Source organism: Dellaglioa sp. CoH-55-MRSF-8 (assembly GCF_056782195.1).
In genome coordinates this window covers 1-485 of the sequence record NZ_JBXAYH010000065.1, presented here as the reverse complement: position 1 = coordinate 485, position 485 = coordinate 1, and the positions used below count along the sequence as shown (strand labels likewise).

General features: G+C 50.7%; 1 protein-coding gene. It reads right to left on the bottom strand.

The window, feature by feature from the left end; translation table 11 throughout:
• Positions 1 to 243 precede the first annotated feature (243 nt).
• Positions 244 to 485 (bottom strand): hypothetical protein (locus tag AC1RPW_RS07930; RefSeq protein WP_481769431.1); only part of this gene is annotated, 242 nt, incomplete at its 5' end.

The following is a 485-nucleotide window of genomic DNA, read 5'->3' as shown; positions in this document are numbered from 1 at the left end:
AGTGCCACCGACAGAACCACAACTGCCGCACACATAGCTTAAACGTGACTGAGAATTGACATAATCAGCATCCGTGAACGTTGGCGTATGTCCCCTGTCCGTAAAAATTCTGCGCACATCTTCAAGTGCTGCGCGTGGACGCCCCATAAAACCTCCGATTCAATACTTATTGATACTATAACACAACCAGCACTCGATTGCTAGTATTAAATTGGGAATTTCTGGTAACGTGCACACAATATACTACAGCACACCCATTCGGCGGTGCATCTCGTCAATAGAGCCAGCGGTTTCCAACAACGTCCGATGCTGCATCCAGCCGCCAGTCAGGTTCTGCGACGGATAGTTGAAGGCAGTTGCAATAGCCTGATGTTCAAGAGGGCTGGCGTGCAGCGGACGACTTTCGACCAGACGACGATACAACTCAAGGTCCTTGGCCAATAGAGGATTTTGTCCGTCATGCGTCAGGTACGAGACGCGGGCGC